15 protein-coding genes are annotated in these 14076 nt (G+C 74.5%); 9 read left to right on the top strand and 6 right to left on the bottom strand.

Annotation, left to right across the window (positions count from 1 at the left end; genetic code table 11):
• The first annotated feature begins 194 nt into the window (after positions 1-194).
• Positions 195-518 (top strand): hypothetical protein, encoded by a 324-nt coding sequence (locus tag ACFVVA_RS23585; RefSeq protein ID WP_387692293.1) that lies wholly within the window; start codon positions 195-197, stop codon positions 516-518.
• Positions 519-571: 53 nt separating this feature from the next.
• Here the strand turns inward: ACFVVA_RS23585 and ACFVVA_RS23580 are convergent, their stop codons facing one another.
• The gene (locus ACFVVA_RS23580; protein ID WP_387692291.1) at positions 572-1483 is read right to left on the bottom strand and encodes a LysR family transcriptional regulator; all 912 of its coding nucleotides are present in this window, start codon (positions 1481-1483) and stop codon (positions 572-574) included.
• A 189-nt stretch (positions 1484-1672) separates the two neighbouring features.
• Here ACFVVA_RS23580 and ACFVVA_RS23575 point away from each other — a divergent pair, with 189 nt between their 5' ends.
• Positions 1673-2353: a type 1 glutamine amidotransferase domain-containing protein gene (locus tag ACFVVA_RS23575; protein WP_387692289.1), complete on the top strand. Its 681-nt coding sequence runs from the start codon at positions 1673-1675 to the stop codon at positions 2351-2353.
• Between the two features lie 83 nt (positions 2354-2436).
• On the opposite strand, the gene ACFVVA_RS23570 is transcribed toward ACFVVA_RS23575, so the two are convergent.
• Positions 2437-3993, bottom strand: a complete 1557-nt coding sequence (locus ACFVVA_RS23570; RefSeq protein WP_387692288.1) for a carboxylesterase/lipase family protein — start codon at positions 3991-3993, stop codon at positions 2437-2439.
• 110 nt (positions 3994-4103) lie between these two features.
• Here ACFVVA_RS23570 and ACFVVA_RS23565 point away from each other — a divergent pair, with 110 nt between their 5' ends.
• The 7 genes from ACFVVA_RS23565 to ACFVVA_RS23535 all read left to right on the top strand — a co-directional run bounded on the left by ACFVVA_RS23565 (position 4104) and on the right by ACFVVA_RS23535 (position 10387).
• A complete protein-coding gene (locus ACFVVA_RS23565; RefSeq protein ID WP_387692286.1) occupies positions 4104-4733 on the top strand; it encodes a TetR/AcrR family transcriptional regulator in 630 nt (209 codons plus the stop codon).
• Between the two features lie 51 nt (positions 4734-4784).
• On the top strand, positions 4785-5882 hold the full coding sequence (locus ACFVVA_RS23560) for a TIGR03617 family F420-dependent LLM class oxidoreductase (protein ID WP_387692284.1): 1098 nt from the start codon (positions 4785-4787) through the stop codon (positions 5880-5882).
• A 227-nt stretch (positions 5883-6109) separates the two neighbouring features.
• Positions 6110-6514 (top strand): hypothetical protein, encoded by a 405-nt coding sequence (locus ACFVVA_RS23555; protein WP_387692282.1) that lies wholly within the window; start codon positions 6110-6112, stop codon positions 6512-6514.
• Entirely contained in the window at positions 6511-8274 is a 1764-nt protein-coding gene (locus tag ACFVVA_RS23550; RefSeq protein ID WP_387692279.1) for a GMC family oxidoreductase, read from the top strand. Before ACFVVA_RS23555 ends, ACFVVA_RS23550 begins: the two co-directional genes overlap by 4 nt.
• Positions 8275-8335: 61 nt before the next feature.
• Entirely contained in the window at positions 8336-9178 is an 843-nt protein-coding gene (locus tag ACFVVA_RS23545) for a hypothetical protein (protein WP_387692278.1), read from the top strand.
• Positions 9175-9852 carry a DUF402 domain-containing protein gene (locus tag ACFVVA_RS23540; RefSeq protein ID WP_387692276.1) on the top strand — a complete coding sequence of 226 codons (678 nt, stop codon included), beginning with the start codon at positions 9175-9177 and terminating at the stop codon, positions 9850-9852. The genes ACFVVA_RS23545 and ACFVVA_RS23540 overlap by 4 nt, the downstream gene beginning before the upstream one ends.
• Positions 9853-9919: 67 nt before the next feature.
• Positions 9920-10387, top strand: a complete 468-nt coding sequence (locus ACFVVA_RS23535; RefSeq protein ID WP_387692274.1) for a hypothetical protein — start codon at positions 9920-9922, stop codon at positions 10385-10387.
• On the opposite strand, the gene ACFVVA_RS23530 is transcribed toward ACFVVA_RS23535, so the two are convergent.
• The 4 genes from ACFVVA_RS23530 to ACFVVA_RS23515 form a co-directional block, all read right to left on the bottom strand.
• The gene (locus ACFVVA_RS23530; RefSeq protein ID WP_387692272.1) at positions 10353-11342 is read right to left on the bottom strand and encodes a bile acid:sodium symporter family protein; all 990 of its coding nucleotides are present in this window, start codon (positions 11340-11342) and stop codon (positions 10353-10355) included. The genes ACFVVA_RS23535 and ACFVVA_RS23530 overlap by 35 nt on opposite strands.
• Positions 11343-11536: 194 nt before the next feature.
• Positions 11537-11869: a hypothetical protein gene (locus tag ACFVVA_RS23525; protein ID WP_387692270.1), complete on the bottom strand. Its 333-nt coding sequence runs from the start codon at positions 11867-11869 to the stop codon at positions 11537-11539.
• A complete protein-coding gene (locus ACFVVA_RS23520; RefSeq protein ID WP_387692268.1) occupies positions 11866-12753 on the bottom strand; it encodes an oxaloacetate decarboxylase in 888 nt (295 codons plus the stop codon). Before ACFVVA_RS23520 ends, ACFVVA_RS23525 begins: the two co-directional genes overlap by 4 nt.
• A gap of 333 nt (positions 12754-13086) precedes the next feature.
• A complete protein-coding gene (locus tag ACFVVA_RS23515; RefSeq protein ID WP_387692266.1) occupies positions 13087-13965 on the bottom strand; it encodes a class I SAM-dependent methyltransferase in 879 nt (292 codons plus the stop codon).
• Positions 13966-14076: the final 111 nt, after the last annotated feature.

Here is a 14076-nt window from a genome sequence, read left to right as displayed (position 1 = left end):
TCGTCGTTCATCGCATCCGTGTGTGAGCGCCCTCACCGGCCGGGATCCGACGGCATCGCTGACGGACCCACCACCGTCACACCGGGTCACCACCGACCGGCCGCCGTTGAGACCCCCGCCACACCCCGCAGACGCGGGCGGCCGACCGGCGAAGGCCGGAGCGGCCCCGGGTCCTGCTCGCCGACGACCAGTGCATGGTCCGCACCGGCTTCCGCTGCATCCTCGACGCCGAACCCGACATCGATGCCGTCGCCGAGGCCGGCGACGGTATCGAGGCGGTCCGCGCCGCCGCCCGGGGTGAGGCCATGGGCTCCCCGCAGGTCACCGTCCGCCTGCTGCGCCACTTCACCTCCCGCCGGGCCCGCCCGCCACTGCCCGGTGCCGACCGGCACCCGCTGTCGGACCGCGAGCCGGCGACCGTCCGGGCCGCCGCCATGGCCTCACCGACCACGGGATCGCCGACCGCCTGTACGTCTCCCTCGGGACGGTCAGGACGCACCTTGCCGCCGCACGGCTGAACTCGACGTTCGCGACTGCGTCGAAGTCGCCGCCCGGGCCGGGAGCCGCCGGGTCAGGCCCAGGTGCGGGCCGCGGCCAGCAGGCGCTCGCGGACCAGGCCCACGTGCGGGTTGGCCGAGCCGGCCGGGCGGCGGACCAGGTACGCGGTGTTGATCGGCGGATCGGCCGGCTCGTGGAGCAACCGCAGGGCGCCGGAAGCGAGTTCGGCCCGGCACAGGTAGCCGGGCAGTACGCTCCAGCCCGCGCCCGCGGTCACCGCCGCGAGCACCGCCCGCAGGTCCGGCACGGTGACCGCGGCCCGGGCGTGCAGACGTCGGTCGAAGACGTGCCGCCAGTAGCGGCGGGCGATCGGCAGGTCCTCGGCGTAGCTGAGCAGCGGGACCTCGGCCAGCGCGCCGGGCAGCTCCCGGCCGGCCAGCCGCTCGGCCCAGAGCGGGGCCGCGACCAGGACGAACTCCTCGTCGGCGAGCGGTTCGGCGAGCAGCGTCCGGCCGGGCGGCCGCCGAGTGGCGACCACCAGGTCGTGCTGCCCGGCCCGCAGTTCCGCCAGCAGGGGGTCGGTCAGCCCGCTGGTGATCCGCAGCTGGATGCCCTCCGCGACGAGCGGGGCCAGCTCCGCCAGCAGGACGGTGCCGAGGAACTCGGCCGGCCCGGCGAGGTGGACCGGCTCCGGCGCGCCGCCACCGCGCCCGTCGGCGAGGCCCGCGAGCCGGTCCAGCGGCCCGGAAAGCCGGGTGGCGAGGTCGTCGGCGTACGGCAGCGGGCTGACCCCGCGCGCCCGGCGCTCGAACAGTTCCCGGCCGAGCCGCTGCTCCAGCGCCCGGATCTGCGCGGTCACCGTGGACTGGGACAGGCCCAGCAGATGCGCGGCCGCGGTGAAGGAGCCCGCCCGGTGCACGGCGAGGAAGGTCCGCAGCTGGTTGAGGTCCAGCGGGCCGGAGCCGGTGGTCGGCCGATCGCTCATGCCGGCGAGCCTACGGGATTCCGATGGCCGGCCGGCGGGCTCGACGGTCCGGGTGAGGTATCGGAATTCCGATGCCCGGTATCGCGTGGCCCATTGGTTCCCGCAGGCAGGGCGCGTCTAGCGTCGACGGCGTGAGCGCCGCGGCGGACCGTCGCGGCGAGGACCGCGGCACCCCTGGAGGCACACCCCATGGCCGACATCCTGTTCGTCGTGACCGGCTCGAAGGTCTGGACGCTGAACGACGGCACCGAGCATCCGACCGGCTTCTGGGCGGAGGAGGCGGTCGTCCCGTACCGCGCCTTCACCGGGGCGGGCCACCGGGTCGCGGTCGCCACCCCGGGCGGCGTCGTCCCGGTCGCGGACCGGGCCAGCCTGGCCGACCCCGAGCTGGCCGAGGAGCTGGCGAAGATCGCCGAGTTCCGGCAGCCGCTGGTGCTGGCCGAGGTCGACCCGGCCGACTACGACGTCGTGTTCTACCCCGGCGGCCACGGCCCGATGGAGGACCTGGCGGTCGACGCCGACTCCGGTCGGCTGCTCACCCGGGCGCTCGCCTCGGGACGCCCGCTGGGCGTGGTCTGCCACGGCCCGGCCGCGCTGCTCGCGGCACGGACCGATGACGGCGGCTCGCCGTTCGCCGGGTACCGGGTGACCGGCTTCACCAACGCCGAGGAGGTCCAGGCGGGCCTGGCCGACCGGGCGCCGTGGCTGCTCCAGGACCGGCTGGTCGCGCTGGGCGTGGACTTCGAGGAGGGCGAGCCCTGGGCGCCGCACGCGGTGGTCGACCGCAACCTGGTGACCGGCCAGAACCCGGCCTCCTCGGCCCTGGTGGCCGCCGGGCTGCTGAAGCTGCTGGCGGACTCGGCGAAGTAGCGGCCGGGGCGGGGCCCGGTGCGGTGGTGCTGCGGCGCGGCGTCCGGCGCCGCCGGGCGGGCTCCTGCCGTGCCGGGCCGCCGTCAGCGGAGGTCGTAGGCGGTGAGGGGGTGGCCCGCCCAGATCCGGTGCGTGGCCTGTTCCGGGTAGCGGACGGTCTGCGAGCGGGCGTCCAGGACCCGGGTGAGCTGCCCGTCCGGTTCGAAGGCGGGCCACCCCGGGTCGCCGGTGGTGGCGAACCGGACCCAGGCCCGCCGCAGTTCCGCCGAGACCCGGACCGCCTCCGGCGGGGGCCGGTCGCCGAGGGACTGCCGTGCCAGCGGGCTGTCCAGGCTGCCGAAGGCGAGCGGCACGTCCAGGCCGTGGCAGGCGCCGAAGGCGCCGTCGAGAGCGGGCGCGGGCAGGGCGAGCTCGAAGAGGTACGAGGTGCCGCCGGCGGCCGCGTTGGCCTCGGCCAGTCGGACGGACGGCACCCGGAACAGGGCGTCGGAGCCGACGGTTTCCAGGAGTTCGGAGGGCGTCGCCCCCGGGAGGGCGGCCCGGTAGGCGTCCGGGCCGCCCGGCGGCGGGGCGAACAGCTCCAGCATCAGCCGGGCCTTCTCCTCGGTGAAGCCGCCGTGTCGGCCGCTGAGCACGCTGAACAGCCGGAACTCGTCCCGGGTGTGACCGACCAGCAGGTCCACGCCGGCGGTGAGCGCCGACCAGGGAGAGCCCGGCAGGACCTCGCCGTCGACCACCGGGACGGTGGCGATGCCGCTGTGCGCCAGCCGGCCCCAGCGCGCGAGGTGGGTCGGCAGTGCGGCGCCCAGGTCGGTGACCGCCGAGGCCAGGCGCCAGGGGTGCACCTCGGCCAGCGCGGTGGCGGTGGGGGCCGTGCCGAGCAGTTTCGCGAGTTCGGCGGTGACCTCGGCGGCCAGCGCGGGAGTGCAGTGGTTGCCCGGCACCGAGTGGGCGACGGCCCGCCGGAAGAGGCCGCGGGCCCGGTCCGTCGAGAGCAGGGCGGCGACCGAGCCGGCGCCCGCGGACTGCCCGGCGACGGTCACCCGGGCCGGGTCCCCGCCGAAGCGGGCGATGTTGCGCCGAACCCAGTGCAGGGCGGCGATCTGGTCCAGGAAGGCACGGTTGGCGGGGACGCCCGCCAGCAGCGCGAAGCCCTCGGCGCCGACCCGGTAGTTGATGCTCACCACGACCAGCCCGGCGGTGGCCAGGGCGGTCGGGTCGTACAGCGGGTCGCCGGCGGTCCCGGAGATGAACCCGCCGCCGTGGATCCAGACCAGCACCGGCAGTCCGGCCGCGCCCGGATCGGGCGTGCAGACGTCGAGCGTCAGCCAGTCGGTGTCCTCGGACGTTCCGGACGCTCCGGACGCTCCGGACGTCCTGGCGGGCATCGGCCCGGACTGCGGGACGACGGGTCCGAAGGCGGTGGCCTCGCGGACGCCGTCCCAGGACTCGGGCTCGACGGGGGCGGCGAAGCGGAGGGCCCCGACGGGCGGTCGGGCGTAGCGGATGCCGCGGAAGACCGCGAGCTCCCGGCCCCCCGGCCGCGCGTGCTCCTCCTGCTGCTGTTCCTGGCAGTGCCGCGGTGCCCAGCGGCCGCGGACGAGTCCCTCGGTGGTGCGGATGACGGGCTGTTCCGGCATGTGCGCGCTCCTCCCTCGGAAGGCTTCCCACGTTATAGGTCAGCTGTATTATGTCAAGTGTATGGAAAAGGCTCCGCGGCGCGCGGAGCGAGGACGAGGAGCCGCCGCCGATGCCGAAGCAGGTCGACCACCGGGAACGCCGGGAGACGATCGCCCGCGCGCTGTGGCGGGTCGTGGAACGGCGCGGCGCCACCCACCTGACGATGCGCGAGGTCGCGCAGGAAGCCGGCATCTCGCTCGGGCAGCTCCAGCACTACTTCGGCTCTCGGTCGCAGATGCTCTCCTTCGCGATGGATTTCGCCGGCGAGCAGAGCGCGCGGCGGGTCGGCCTGGCGATGGGAGCGCTCGGCGGGCGGCCGCATCCGCGCGACGTGCTGCGGGCGATGCTGGTCGAGCAGCTGCCGCTGCACGCCGACGCGCGGGCGACCAGCCGGATGAGCGCCGCCTACGTGCTGGAGGCGCTGCACGACGAGGAGGTCCACGCTCGGGCGCGCGGCGGCCTGCTCCAGGGGCGGGCGATGGTCGAGCAGGTGCTCCGGCAGGCGATTGCCGACGGGCAGCTGGCGCCCGACCGCGATCCGGTGGTGGAGACGGACCTGCTGCTCGCGCTCACCGGGTTCGCCACGCTGCTGGAGCTGGACGTGGTCGGGCCCGACGCCGTGCTCGCGGCCGTGGACCGGCACTTGGACCGGCTGTTCGCGGCGCCGGGAGACGTGGGCGGGGACGTCGACGGCAGGTGACGTGGCAGGCTACCCGGGTACCGCAGCCGCCCGCGACCAGGAGCCCAGCCCATGGACCGACCCGCCACCCTCCGGCCCGCCGCCCCCCGACCCGCTACCCTCGGGCTCGACGCCACCGCCTCCGGGCACCCGGCGGGCATCCTGGACGCCGCCGAGCGGGCCGAACGCCGGGGCATGGACCGGCTGGTGGTGGCCGAGACCGCGTACGACCCGTTCCTCCAGCTGGCCCGCGCGGCCGACCGGACCGAGTCGATCGAGCTGGCCACCGGCATCGCGGTGGCCTTTGCCCGGACCCCGATGACCCTCGCCTACCAGGCCTGGGGACTGCACGCGGCCTCCGGCGGACGCGCCGTCATCGGGCTGGGCTCGCAGGTCAAGCCGCACATCGAGAAGCGCTTCGGAATGCCCTGGGACCGTCCGGCCGCCCGGATGCGCGAGTACGTGCACGCGGTGCGGGCGATCTGGCACAGCTGGCAGACCGGCGAACGGCTGCGCTTCCGGGGCGAGTTCTACACCCACACGGTGATGACGCCGGTGTTCTCCCCGGACCCGGTCCCGTCCGGCGTGCCGCGCATCCTGCTGGCGGGCGTCGGGCCGCTGATGACCCGGACCGCCGGGGCGGTGGCCGACGGCTTCCTGAGCCACCCGTTCTCCTCCACCGCCTACCTGACCGAGCAGGTGCTGCCGGGCCTGACCGAGGAGCGCGCCCGGGCCGAGGCGGAGGGCGCCGCATGGACGGAGCGGCCGTTCGAGATCGTCGGCAGCGTGCTCACCGCCACCGGCCGCACCGAGGAGGAGCTGGCGGCCAACCGGGCCGCCACCCGTGAGCGGCTCGCGTTCTACGCCTCCACGCCGGCCTACCGTCCGGTGCTGGCGCAGCACGGCTGGGAGGGGCTCCAGGAGGAGCTGCACACCCACTCGGTGCGCGGCCGCTGGGCGGAGATGGCCGCGCTGATCGACGACGAGGTGTTCGACGCCTTCGCGGTCTGCGGTCCGGTCGAGGAGGTCGCCCGGGAGATCCACCGCCGGTACGCGGGTCTGGTCACCCGGCTGTCCGTCAGCCTGCCCGAGGACGCCGACCCGGAGCTCGGCCTGGACGTCCTGGCGGCCGTACGGGCGCTGGGCCGACCGGAAGCGGACGCCGGATGATCGTGACACGCGGCCGACCGGACAAGGGATGACGAAGTCCGGGCAGATTCGTGCAACGCGTTTCCGGTGGTGAGGAGGCGCGGCATGATCGCGGTGGCAGGCCGGGTCGTCCGGTGGACGGGTCGCCCTGGCCTGCCGCGTTGTGGGGCCTGTCGCGCCGTACGGACCGTTGCGCCGTCCGGCCTGTCATGCCTCGGCCACCCGTTGCCGACCATGGGGGTGCCCGCGTGCCCGTGTCCGACGACCACCCGGCCGACTACGACCTGGCGGAGTGCTGGGACCCCGTCGCGAACCAGTACGTCGACGCCCTGGCCGACCTGGACGAGTTCCTGCGCGTCTGCGCCGAGCTGACCGGATTCGACGTCCCCGAACTGCGCTCCACCGGCATGGCGGACGAGCACCACCGCACCACGCTGGCCCACCAGGTGCGCGACGAGCACGCCCTGGTCCACCTCTGGTACGTCGGCGCCTGGCCCGGCGAGGCACCCTCCTCCGCCCGGGCCCACGACCAGGGACTGGTCTGGCGGACCTTCCACGCCGTCCCGCCCGGCTCCGCCGCCCCCGGCCACGGCAGCTGGGCCGAGGCACCCCGAAGCGCAGTGGCGCCGGACAACGGCGGTGAGCGCCGATGAGCGCCCGCTGGGACGCCGTCGTGGTCGGCGCGGGCTTCGCCGGGACCCTCGTCGCCCACCGCCTCGGTGCGCAGGGCTGGCGGGTCCTCGTCCTGGAAGCCGGACGGGCCGCGCCCACCGGCGCCGAGACCGCCACCGCCCACCGCGCGGCCGGCGGCGGACCGCCCACCTCGCCCTACCCGCACAGCCCCGAGGCCCCGTCACCCGACGTCACCGACCTCGCCGGAAACCCGGACGGCGGCTTCACCGCCACCGGCCACCTCCGCCAGGACGGGCCGCTGCCCTACGCCAGCGGTTACCTGCGGGCCAACGGCGGCACCGGACTGCTCTGGACCGGGCTCACCCCGCGCATGCACCCCGAGGACTTCCGCACCGGAGACCTCGGCCACGGCCGCAACTGGCCGATCGGCTACCACGACCTGGAACCCCACTACCGCGAGGCCGAACGGGAACTCGGCGTCGCCGCCGACACCGAGGAGCAACGCCGCGCCGTCGGACTGCCCATCCCGGACGGCTACGACTTCCCGATGCGAGCCGTTCCGGCGAGCTTCCTCGACCGGCAACTGGCCCGCGCCCTCGACGGACGGACCGTCCGCGACCCCGCCGTGCCAGGCCCCGCCCGGCTCGCCGTCACCGCCACCCCGCACGCCCGCAACGGCGTGCCGACCAGGCCCGGATCCGCCGACGGGCCGCTCTGCGCGGGCAGCGCCAGCTGCGTCCCCGCCTGCCCGACCGGCGCCAAGTACACCCCGCTGCGCACCCAGGCCCGCTGGGCGGCCGGGGTCGAACTGCGCACGGAGGCCGTCGTCAGCCGGGTGCTGGCCGACCCGGAGACCGGGCGGGCCGGGGGAGTCGAGTACCTCGCGGGCGGGACGGCCCACCGGGTGGAGGCGGACCTGGTCGTCCTCGCCGCGCACGCGATCGAGAACGCCCGGCTGCTGCTCCTGTCCGGCCTGGCCAACCGCAGCGACCAGGTCGGCCGGAACCTGATGGACCACCCGGCCCTGCTCACCTGGGGGCTGATGCCCCGCCCGGTCGGCCCCTACCGCGGACCCGGCTCCACCAGCGGCCTGGAGGCTTTCCGCTTCGGCCCCGGGCGGGAGCGCCGGGCGCCGTTCCGGATCGAGATCGGCAACTGGGGCTGGTCCTGGGCGGGCGGCGCGCCGGAGGCCGAGGCGGCGGCGCTGCTCGCGGCGGGCCTGCGCGGCAAGGAGCTCCGCGACCGCCTCGGTGACCGGCTGGGCCGTCAGTTCTCGCTCCAGTTCGAGCTGGAGCAGCCCGCAGACCCCGCCAACCGGGTCACCCTCGACCCGGACCGGCGCGACCCGCTCGGTCTGCCGGGCCCGGCCATCCGCTACGACCTCTCGGAGTACGTCCGCGAGGGGATGACCTCCGCCCGAGCCGTCTCCGACCAGCTGTTCGCCCTGCTCGGCGCCGAGGACCACACCGCCTACCCGGCGGCCGGATGGCCGGGACGGCTCGAACACCGGGGAAGCGTCCACGGCTACCGCGGCGCCGGCCACGCCGGAGGCACCCACATCATGGGCGACTCGCCCGCGACCTCGGTGGTCGACCACTGGCAGCGCTGCTGGGAGCACCCCAACCTGTACGCCGTCGGCTGCGGCTCGATGCCCTCCCTGGGCACCTCCAACCCCTCGCTCACCATGGCCGCCCTCGCGCTGCGCAGCGCCGAGCGGATGCACCACGACCTGCTGGAGCTGCACCGCCCGGCGGCCGTGGCACCACCGGCCGCCCCCTGAACCCTCGTACCGCCCCCGCCGTTCCCCCGTCTCTCCTGTCTCTCCCGTCCTCGGAGTCCTCATGACCGGCCTGCCGCTGCCGCCCGTACCGGAGCCGTACCACCTGCCCTTCCACTACGGTGCGCTGCACAACATCGGCGTCGACTACCTGGTCGACCGCGCGCGGGCGCGCGAACTGCTCGCCAAGCGCCACCCCGGGCTGAACGTCGCCGCCTTCGACGGCGGGGCCTGCGTCTCGCTCAACTACCAGCTCTACTTCGCCCAGTATCCGAACGGCGGCGGCATCACCCAGGAGCTGGAGATCAACCTGATCGCCCACCCGCTCTTCGCCGAGGAGCGGATGCCGGTGGTCGACTACGGCCAGTACGCCCGGGGGTACGACCAGACCAAGCTGCTCGGCATCGCCCGGCTGCACGTCCTCTGCGACAACCCGCTCGCCATCGACGCCGGGCGCCGGCTGTACGCCGAGCCCAAGCACCCGGGCTGGTTCGAGACCACCCTGCCCTCCCTCAACGCGCCCGACGTGCGCGAACGCTGGACGGTCTCCTGCCGTCGGGCCGGCCTCGGGCAGGACGGGCTGATCCGCCACGACGAGGAACTCCTCGCCCTGGACGTGAACCTGGTCGGCCTCACCCCCGAGTCCGTCAACAACACGCCGATCACCGGCTACGGCACCGACGACGAGGGCAAGCTGCTGGCCGGGCCGCTCAACGTCTACCAGCCCTACCGCTACTACGCCCTGGACGACCGCACCGCCGACCGCGTCCGGCTCGACCTCGGCAACCCCGCGGAGGAGTCGGCCCGCGACCTCGCCCACCTGATCGCCGACGCCCCGGCGGCCGGGGTCTGGACCTACCAGTCCCCGCCGGTCGCCGCCCACAACCGGGCCTACTACATCCGATGACGGCCCCGGCCTTCTCCCCGGTCTTCGCCCCGGGCGGCACCGCCGTGCGACGGGACGTCGCCCACGGCAGGGTCTGGTCGGCCATGCCGTACACCGTGCTCGCGGACGACGGCGCGACCCTGACCCTCACCGCCCGCCCGGGGACGGAGACCCTGGCCCCGGCCGGCTGGACCGCCGCCGCCCGCGCGGGGGACGACGCCGCGCGGCTGGACTGCGTCGAGGACCTCGCCGCCGGCCGGTGGGAACTCGATGACTGGACCTGGCGCGACACGGTGGTGCTCAGCCGCTTCACCGCCGGAGCGCCGTTCAGCGTCCACCGCTTCCTGACGCCCGACGGCCGGCCGCTGTACTGGTACGTCAACTTCGAGCGCCCGTACCGGCGGACGGCCATCGGTCTCGACACCCTCGACCTCTTCCTGGACCTGGTGATCACCCCCGATCTCTCGACGTACAGCTGGAAGGACGAGGACGAGTACGCCCACGCCCGGCGCCTCGGCGTCATCGACGAGGCCACCCATCGGTGGATGGACCGGGCACGGGACCTCGCCCTCGTCCAGCTCCTGGACCGAGTCGGCCCGTTCGCCCCCGACCCGGCGGTCTGGGAGCTGCCGCCCGCAGGTCCGCTGCCCACCCTCCCGGACACCGCCCTCAGCACCCCCGTCGAAGCGGAATGAAGACTGATCACCCGGCGCCGACCTGCTGGGGTCGCGCCCCTGTGCGAACGACAGCGAGGGGGTGGACATGACGGTGACGGCAGACACGACGGACGACGTGGAGGCCCTCAAGCACCTGCACGACGGCGGCGACTACCGGCGGCTCGCCGAACGGACCTCGAACCCCGAGGTCCTGCGCCAACTGGCGATCGGGGAGTACCCGTTCGTCTGGCATGCGATCGCCCGCAACCCGGCCGCCCCCACCGATCTGCTGGCCGCACTGGCCGGGCGCCGGCAGGTGGTGTGGAACGACAACTGTCTCCTTCAGCTGCTCGCGGCCCACCCCGCCCTCATGGGCGAGGCCTTGGAGGGGCTGGTTGATCTCGTGGGCGACCGCCTGCGGGAGGGCGACCGGCCGTACGCGGCCGTCCTGGAGCTGGCCGGCAGGCCGGAGCTGCCGGTCGAACGGCTGCACCGGCTCGGCCGCCTCCCGGGGGCCTCGGTCAGGCTGCGCCGGGGGATCAGCCGGGTGCTGGCGGAGCGCCCGGACCGGTGAGCGCGGCCGGGACCGGGCCGGGCGCGGCGGCGGCCGTGGGAGCCCGTGACCAGCGTCCGGCGAGTACGGTGCCGACGATCAGCTGGAGCTGGTGGTAGAGCATCAACGGCAGTACCAGCAGGCCGGCTTGCGCGCCGAACAGGACGGTGGCCATCGGCAGGCCGTTGGCCAGGCTCTTCTGCGAACCGCAGAGCACTGCCGCGATGGTGGCCGACCGGTCGAGCCCCAGCAGCCGCGCGCCGAGCCCGGTGGCCGCGAGGGCGGCGGCGAGCAGGGCGAGCAGCACCGCGAGCAGCCCGAGCAGCGCGAGGGGAGTGGCCAGGCCCCAGATGCCCTGGGATACCGCCGCGCTGAACGCCGTGTAGACGACCAGCAGGATCGAGCCGCGATCCACCGGGGTGAGCACCCGTTTGTGCCGGGACAGCGGACCGCCGAGCCACGGCCGCAGCAACTGCCCGAGCAGGAACGGCGCGAGCAACTGCAGCCCGATCCGCAGCAGTCCGTCGGCGGACAGCGCGGTGTGCGATCCCAGCAGCCAGGCCGCCAGCAGGGGCGTGAGCACCAGCCCCGCCAGGCTGGAGTAGGTGCCCGCGCAGATCGCCGCCGGCACGTTGCCCCCGGCGGCGCCGGTGAGCGCCACCGAGGACTGCACCGTGGAGGGCGCCAGACAGAGGAACAGCACCCCGGTGTGCAGCTGCCCGGTCAGTGGGACGGGCGTGAGCAGTGCGGTGGCCACGCCGAGCAGGGGGAAGAGGACGAAGGTGGCGGCCAGTACCAGCCCGTGCAGCCGCAGGTGCCGCAGCCCGGCCAGCGTCTCGCGGGTGGAGAGCCTGGCACCGTAGAGGAAGAACAGCAGCGCCACCGCGAGGTCGCAGGCCACCCCGGCGACTCGTGCCGAGGTGCCGGAGGCCGGGAACAGCGCGGCCAGTCCGACGGTGCCGGCCAGCGCCGCCATGTACGGGTCCAGCCAGCGCGGCAGCAGCCTGCGGGAGCGGGGCCCGGGGGCGCGTTGCGGCTGGGTCCGTTCCCCGGGTGCCTGGTCCCGGTGCCCCCGGGCCGCGCGCCCCGGTTCGTGTCCTTGCGCTGTGTGCTCCCCGGCCATGCGCGCCCGGAGCCCTGGTGGCTGCTCCGGGCGCGCCGGACGGTCGGTCACGGGCCGCCTTCCGCCATCGGGCGGACCGAGGGCCTGGAGGAGGAACCGGGCCCGAGCAGTCCGCCGACCAACGAGCCGGCGCCGTCGTGGTCGCTGCCCGCCGAGCCGCTGCCGTTCTGGAGGTTGGCCGTCCGGTCGATCTCCAGCCAGGAGTCCGCGTTCGAGTTGTCCACGACCGTGATCAGCCCGCCGCCGGCCGTCGCGGGCGACGCGGCTCCCGCGAGCAGGGCGCAGGCTCCGGCCAGCCCCAGCACGGTGGCCCGCAGGGCGGTGGTCGGCAGGGCAGTGGCCGGCGAGGGCGGGGCGGCCCCGCGCAGCCCGGTCCTCATGCCGTCACCGCCATCAGCCCGCTGGGGCGCGAGATGTTCCGCTCCAGCAGCTCGGTGGACTCCCGCACGCCGACCTGCTCGCGCCCCCCGGCCGGGGCCGGCAGCCGCCCGTCGGCGCTCTTCAGCCCGGCCAGCGCCTCGTCCATCGCCCGGTGCGCGGCGAACAGGCACGGCGTGCTGTAGATGGCCACGTCCACCCCCAGCTCCGACAGCTCCGAGAGCGACAGCCGGGGCGACTTCCCGCCCGCGATCTGGTTGAACAGCAGGGGCTTGTCGCCGACCACCTGGCGGATCCGGCGGATCCACTCCTCGCTGCGTACACCGTCCACCAGTACCACGTCGGCGTCGGTGGCGGCGAGCGCCCGGGCCCGGCGCAGGATGTCGTCCTCCTCGGTGGCGTCGGTGCGGGCGACCACCACCAGGTCCGTCCGGTTGGCGAGGACGAGCTCCAGCTTCTCCAGGTACTCCTCCAGCGGCAGCACCAGCTTGCCGTCCGCGTGCCCGCAGCGGCGCGGCCGCTTCTGGTCCTCCAGGATCACGCCCGACGCGCCGATCCGTTCGAGCCTGCGCACGACGTGGCAGGCCACCTCCGGATCGACGTACCCGTCGTCGATGTCGACCAGCAGGTGGTGCCGGGGGAAGGCCCCGCGCAGCCGCTCGACGAACCCCACCATGTCGGGCCAGGCGATGAAACCGATGTCGGGCAGCCCGTAGTAGGAGGCCGCGAAGCCGAAGCCGGAGACGAACATGCCGTCGTAGTGCTCGGCCGCGATGGAGGCCGAGTACATGTCGTGGACGCCGATCAGGGGCGTCGTCCCCGGGCCCGCGATCTCCGCGCGAAGCCGCTGCCCGGGGCTGTCCGATGCCGTGTTTCCGTAGTACAAGGCCTACTCCTTGCTAGGGATGACTTTGCCTGAACTTGGTTTTCATCAGACCGAACTGAGGTGTCATCACTATGCGCCCTTTAATGTTCCGTGGGCAAATCTTTAAGAGAGGTTCCCTCATTAGAGTGAATGCAGGCGGACAATAGGAACGCCCGCAAATATGCTGATCCGACAAAGAGGTCGGCGCGTCGGCACGATGGAGGACGGCCGGGGTGACGTCACGGTCGTCGAGAAGGCGGAGAAGGCGGAGACCTGGAAAGCGCGGAAGGCGTGGAAGGCCTGGAAAGCCGCCGGGGCCCGCCGTGGGGGCGGGCCCGGTGAGGGGTCGGGCGCTCAGGCGCTCGGGACCGGGGGGACGGCTCGGCGTTCGCGCAGCGTCCGGAGCATCCGGCGGGTGGCCTTGGTCGCGACCGGGGGCAGGAGTTCGAGGGCGAGCCGGCGCGGCGTGGACCGCTGGACCGGGGCCTTGACCTGGTAGTTGAGACGCAGCACCTTGGCGTCGGCGATGGTGTCCTCGTCGACGGTGTACCCCTCGGCCCACCAGTCGCGCTCCTTCAGGACCGCCTGGACGGCCGCCGCGTCTCCCCAGGTGCCGTAGAACTTCATCGGGGTGAGCAGGACCGGCCGCAGTCCGCCGGTGAAGACCGCCTCCCAGACCGCGGCGGAGACGCCCGGGGTGTGCTCGGAGCGGTAGTCGTCCAGGGCGACCACGCCGTTCTCGGCGAGCGCGGCGCGGGCCACGGCGATGTCCCCGGCGACGTGCTCGTAGAGGTGGGAGGCGTCGACGTGGACGAAGCGGCAGCTGTGCGCCCGGACGCGGCCGTCGGCCAGCGCCGAGGTCGGGGCCTGCACTATCTCGGGCAGTTCGCCGTGGAAGGCGAGGTAATTGGCCTCGAAGGCGCTGCGGGTGAGGGTCCTGCGGTAGGACATGTTCATCTCGGCGGCGTTCTCGGCGTCGCCCGCCTCGGAGTCGAACAGGTCGCAGACCGTCAGCCGCTCGCCCGGCCGCAGGTGGTCGCCGAGCAGGACGGCGCTGCGGCCGAGGTAGCTGCCGAGCTCCAGGACGTCGCCGGTGACGCCGGCCGCGCTCTGGGCGGACAGCAGGTGGCTGAAGGCGGCCCGGTCGAGGCTGAAGAACCAGCCGGGAATGTCGTCCCGCTTCAGCGGCGCGGAGTGGACTGCGGCCTCGACCGCGGTCTCGGAATCGGGCACGGCGGCCTCCAGGGGGACGGCGGGGCGCGGTGGCGGATCACGCCCGCGGAGGGGGACGCCGAGGACGTGAGGCGGATCATCATAGCGACGCCGGGGCCGGGGGGAACCCGG

Origin of the sequence: Kitasatospora sp. NPDC058048, from assembly GCF_042885555.1 — a bacterium.
In the GTDB taxonomy this organism is placed as follows: Bacteria; Actinomycetota; Actinomycetes; order Streptomycetales; family Streptomycetaceae; genus Kitasatospora; species Kitasatospora lactacystinica.
This window is presented reverse-complemented; position numbering and strand designations above follow the sequence as displayed.